This is a genomic window from Thermanaerothrix sp. (assembly GCA_026417795.1).
GTDB lineage: Bacteria > Synergistota > Synergistia > Synergistales > Synergistaceae > Thermanaerovibrio.
Map to the genome: position 1 here is coordinate 1 of JAOACP010000058.1, position 5,074 is coordinate 5,074.

Sequence of the window (5,074 nt, forward strand, 5' to 3'; positions counted from 1 at the left end):
CCATATATCATGGGGCCCACGTACCTCACCCCAAAGCGCCCGAAGCTCTTCTCTATGAGGTCCTTGGTGGCGTTGACCTGGGCCTGCTGCTCCTTGAAGTTGGACACCGGGCCGGGCCGCCCTCCCGCCAGGGCCATCACCGGGTCCTGGGCGGCCTTGTAGTTGGGATAGAAGATGGCCATCTCCACCACGCCCCTGGATGTGGCCTCCAGTATCTCGGTCACCGGGAAACCAAGCTCCCCCGCCTGAAAGGCATCTATGCGCACGTTGCCGTTGGTCTTCTTCCACACCAGCTGGCGGAAGTGATCCACCACGTCAAAGGCGGAGTCCCCCTTAAGGTAAAAGGTGGCCATCTTGAACTTGTACTGCTCCGCCCCCATGGCGGGCACGGCAATTCCACACAAAAGCGTGGCGGCAAGAACCACAAAGAAAAGGCTCCTCAAACGACTCATGCGAATCACTCCCCCTTCTGGTTGGTAAACACGGTATTTTCATCCGATGCGAAGAGTCCGAAAGCCAAGGCACCCAGGACCCAAAGACCACCTCCTTAATTTTTTATAAACCATTACAAAAACTGCACTTCTTGTTCATCAAGCTACCACAGAGGCAAGACGCAGGTCAAGTGATATAATGCACCCTAAGATTAAAATTAAACACATGGCCCCTACGCCCTAAAAGCCCGACGGAAGGCAAGAAGCGCCAAATCCCACCCCAAGGGCCCAAGGGGCAGCCCATTGGGCGTAAGGCTTCAGCCGTACGGCCTCAGCCGTCCGGCTGAAGCTCAAGGACCTCGGGACAGCCCCTACGCCCGTAAGCGCCACATGCCCTTAAGCACAGCCCTTCGCTCCCCCATTGGCAAGCCCCGCCGCGTCAGAGATCCTATCGACTAAGGCCCATTGCATGGGGCTTCCTCCAAGGGCTGGGGCGCCCTTTACTTAACGTCCCCCGGGACGGATAATATTAATAAACTTCCCGAAAGGGGGCGTTTTAAGATGCCTTTGACGAGGGTAACCGAGCTGGGCCGGGATGAAGGGGACCGAATAACCGGAGGCAAGACCTGCGACTGCGAGTGCGAGTGCACCTGCTCCATGGACTCCGTAACCGACGACACCATGACCTCCACCAGGGACAGCAACATGCTGAGCACCTTCGCGTCATGACCGTACCAAAGGGCCAAAGGTGGGAGGGGGCGCCTCCCCCTCCCACCTTTAAAAGATTTGAAGGTTTTGAAAACCTTTGCCCACACCACCCAACGGGGATAGTGGTAACCCACAGGGAACACCAGCTGGTCTACGACGGCGCGTCCCACATGGCGGTGCTCATGCCCGAAGAAGAGCTGGAATCGGCGCGCAGCTTCCTCCAGGACCCCTCTTATACCCCAAAAGACAAAGCAACCCAAAGCCTTAGGGATCTCATGGACCGGGGATTTCTACCCAAAGGGCCGCTCCCAAGGATAGGCCCCTCTTCCCTAAAGGAGGCGGCGGACCTGGTGGACCGCTACATGTCCCAGGTGCTGATCCGCAAGTTCTGCCTTAAGGTCACGGACCGCTGCAACTTCCGCTGCACATACTGCCGGGGAACCCACGTGACCTCCCAGCATCCGCTGGGCCACATGGACATCCACACCGCCCAAGAGGGGCTTAAGCTCTACTTCGACATGTACTCCCGGGTGTTCCTTAAGCTCTCCAAAGGGGGAAGGGCCTGGGCCCTCAAGGTATGCCCCCCTGGGCTATCCTGGTACGGCGGGGAACCGCTTTTGAACTTCGACCTCGTGAGGCTCTCCGCCGAGGCCTTCGTGAACCTTCCCTGGGAGGAGCTCCAAATACCAAGCAAATCGCTTCGTTTCTCCATGAACACGAACCTCTCGCTCATGACCGACGAGGCGATCCACTTCCTGGCGCGGCACGACGCCGCCCTCTTCGCCAGCCTGGACGGCCCCAAGGACCAGCACGACCTCTGCCGGGTATTCGACAACCACTCCGGGACCTTCGACGCCGCCTTCCGGAACCTGATGAGGATAAAAGAGCTGTACCCCAGCTACTTCTCCCGGCGGGTCTCAATTTTCGGGGTTCTAACGGACCGGCACCACCATCAAAGATGCCGCTCCTTCACCGAATCCCTGGGAGCCCTGCGAAGCGTGCACTTCCCGGAAAGGCGCGAAGGGGTCTTCGTACAGGACCCAGGGGGGGCCATCCAAAGGCTGCGCCTTTATGGGGACCGGATGATCCAAGAGATGCTGGAGGCGGCGAAAGGCGACCCATCCTTCCCCGCAAGCCCCAAGGCGGCGCCCCTGTACCCCCTTGCCAGGATGTCCTTCCGGCGGCCCCTCCCCTACGACCCCCTCAAGGTGACTATGACCTGCCCCATGGGGGTGGACAACCTCATGGTGCTCCCCGACGGCAGCCTCTCCATCTGCCACAAGGCGGAGGCCCCCTCCATAGGGCACGTGGGAAAGGGCATAGACGTTGAAACCCTGGCGAACCTCTACCTCTCCTACGCCGAAACGGTCACCCGGCACTGCTCCTCCTGCTGGGCGGTGCGGCTCTGCCCGGTGTGCGCCGCCTCAAGGATTACGGGCACCCAGGAGCGCTGGGGCTTCATCAACCCATCCCCCTTGGAGTGCCGGGCCATAAGGGCCGAGACCGCCTTCCGGATGAGGTGCTTCCTCGCCCTGTCCACAGAGCTTCCAGAGGTTGCAAGACGCATAGAGGAGCTCGCCGCAGACCCAAGCCTCAACGTGGGGGTGCTCACCGTTGACTCAATCGAGAAGGCCGCGGAGAACGGAGGGTTTTAATTTTAAGACCCTCCTTGGGCTTCCAAGGCTCCTTAGGGCAAGATCAAGGCTAAAGGGCTACCCCCTGGAGATCCAAAGTTGCCGGGAAGGGTGTGGCGACGCCTGCGCCGCCATGCTCCTTGAGGCCGCGGGCATGGGATACAGCGAGCAGGACCTGCCTCGAGGACTCAAATCCATGGGGGACATCTGGGACGCACTGGAGGCACAGGGTTTGGAGTGCGGTTTGTACCGGTGCCCCGCCGACGCTTTGGGGAACTTGGTGAAGACCCCGGCGGTGGTTCGGTTTGACGGATGCCACTTCGCGGTGCTGTGGGAGGTCCTTAAAGCGGGGGATGGGGCATGGTTTCTCCTGTCGGACCCGGCGGAGGGAAGGCTTTTAATGACGCGCAAGGAGTTTAAGAGCCGGTTTCACGAGCCCCAAGGGCCGGAGCCAGCCTCCGCCGAAGGGGAGGGCTACGCCCTGTGGGTGGGAGTTCAAGTTCATGGTTCCGCAAAAAGCCGCTCCCACAAGGGTCTTCCACGGCCCACGGGGCTCATATGGGACCTATTTAAGGGGCCGCCCACGCCCCCCACCCGGAGGGCGTGGGCGGCGCTGGGCGCTGCGGGGATCCTGTTGCTGGCCCTTCAGTGGTGCTACCCCATGGCCTCAAGGGCGCTGATGGACCTAAGGCTCAGCGCAAAGGGGGCCCAAGAGGGGGCCCGAACCGCCATCCTCGTCCTCCTGGCCCAAGGGGCGCTGATGGCGGGACGGCACGCCTTTAACGCCCTAAAGGACCTGGCGTCCAAGGTTATAGAGGAGGCGAAACGGTCGGCCATGGACCTCATGGTGGCCAGGAAGGTCGCGCAGGGGCTGCCCAAGTGGGTTCCACCCTGGCGGTTCTCCCATGGGGACCTCATGCAGCTCATGGAGGACTCCTCAAGGATGGGGCGGATCGTGGGGAAGTCACTACCCTCCGGCCTCCTTGGGGCCCTTGGGTTCACCGGGATACTGGGGGCGGTTTGGATCCTGTGGCCGCAGTCGGCTATTGCGTTCACCATCGGCTCCGGGGCCATGGCGTTTTGGAACTGGCTCATGAGGGGCCTTACGGGGGCGTGGGACCGCAGGGCCCAGGATGCCCTGGCAAGGTACCGGGAACAGGCCTCGGAGGCGGCGCTCTCCATCTGGGACGCAAGACACCCAAGGATTGGAAGGGCGATCCTCTCAAGGTGGACGATGTCGGACCGGGAGGCTTTGTCGTGGAGCATCAAAAGGCACGCCGCCTGGACCCTCATGAGGCTTGGATCCTCCGTCATAAGGGAGGGGCAGTACCTTTTGGCGTCCTACATCACCGCCGCTGCCGCCGCCTCGGGGGACATGTCCATAGGAAGGCTCATGGCGGTGCAGTTCGCGGCGGGACAGCTTTCAGGCCCCTTGGAGGCCGCCCTTGGAAGCCTTATTGAGGCGGCGGAGGCCCGCCACGGGGCGACGCGGCTCCGCAAGATCGCCGAAACCCCCGAGGAGGAAGGGGAGGAGGAAGAACCCCGCGGCCTTGCGCCGCATCCCACGAGGGGGCCCATGGTCTTTCAGGACGTGCGGTTCAGGTACCTCCGGCGGGAGGTTATAAAGGGCCTCAGCCTCAGGGTCGAAGAGGGGGAAAGGCTCCTCGTCGTAGGGCCCAGCGGCTCCGGTAAGTCCACGCTGCTCAAGCTGGCCTCGGGGCTTCTTACCCCCACGGGGGGCAGGATCCTACTGGGGGACCGGGAGCTTGCGGGCAGGACGCTGCGGGACTTCAGAAGGCGCGTTGGGTGGGTGCTTCAGGAGTCAAGGCCCCTGTGGGGCCCCTTGGGATGGAACGTATCCTTGGAAGAGGACCCCTCCGAGGAAACGGAGGAAAGGGCCCTATGGGCCCTTGGGGTGGCGGGGCTTTCGAGGCTTCCTTCGTCTCTTCCGGGGGGCCTTAAGACCCTAATAGGCCCCAAGGGGGTAACCTTAAGCCGCGGGGAGTCCCAGCGGCTTATGATCGCCCGGTGCGTATACGGCTTACCGGATGTGATCATCCTGGACGAGGCCACCGCTTCCTTGGACGATAGGACCGAGGAGGCGGTGCTGTCAAACCTCATGAAACTTCCCAACAACCCAACCATCATCATGTCCTCCCACAAAACAAGCCTCCGCCGCCTTTTCCACCGCACCATCCGCATGGAGGAGGGGGCGACGGTATTACATGTTGCCTCTCTTAAGAATCTAAACGAACGAGACGGGTTGCCTCATGTAAAAATCTAAACGAAGGCAGGGATCTT

Annotated in this window: 4 protein-coding genes; 3 read left to right on the forward strand and 1 reads right to left on the reverse strand. The window is 61.6% G+C overall.

What is annotated here, in order from left to right; all coding sequences use genetic code 11:
- Window positions 1-452, reverse strand: a 452-nt coding sequence (locus tag N2315_08715) for a hypothetical protein (GenBank protein ID MCX7829258.1), incomplete at its 3' end; no start/stop codon positions are given.
- Between the two features lie 540 nt (window positions 453-992).
- Here N2315_08715 and N2315_08720 point away from each other — a divergent pair.
- The 3 genes from N2315_08720 to N2315_08730 all read left to right on the forward strand — a co-directional run bounded on the left by N2315_08720 (window position 993) and on the right by N2315_08730 (window position 5,057).
- Entirely contained in the window at window positions 993-1,160 is a 168-nt protein-coding gene (locus tag N2315_08720) for a hypothetical protein (GenBank protein ID MCX7829259.1), read from the forward strand.
- Between the two features lie 101 nt (window positions 1,161-1,261).
- On the forward strand, window positions 1,262-2,794 hold the full coding sequence (locus tag N2315_08725; protein ID MCX7829260.1) for a hypothetical protein: 1,533 nt from the start codon (window positions 1,262-1,264) through the stop codon (window positions 2,792-2,794).
- Window positions 2,754-5,057, forward strand: coding sequence for an ATP-binding cassette domain-containing protein (locus N2315_08730; protein ID MCX7829261.1), 2,304 nt, complete (start codon window positions 2,754-2,756; stop codon window positions 5,055-5,057). Before N2315_08725 ends, N2315_08730 begins: the two co-directional genes overlap by 41 nt.
- Window positions 5,058-5,074: the final 17 nt, after the last annotated feature.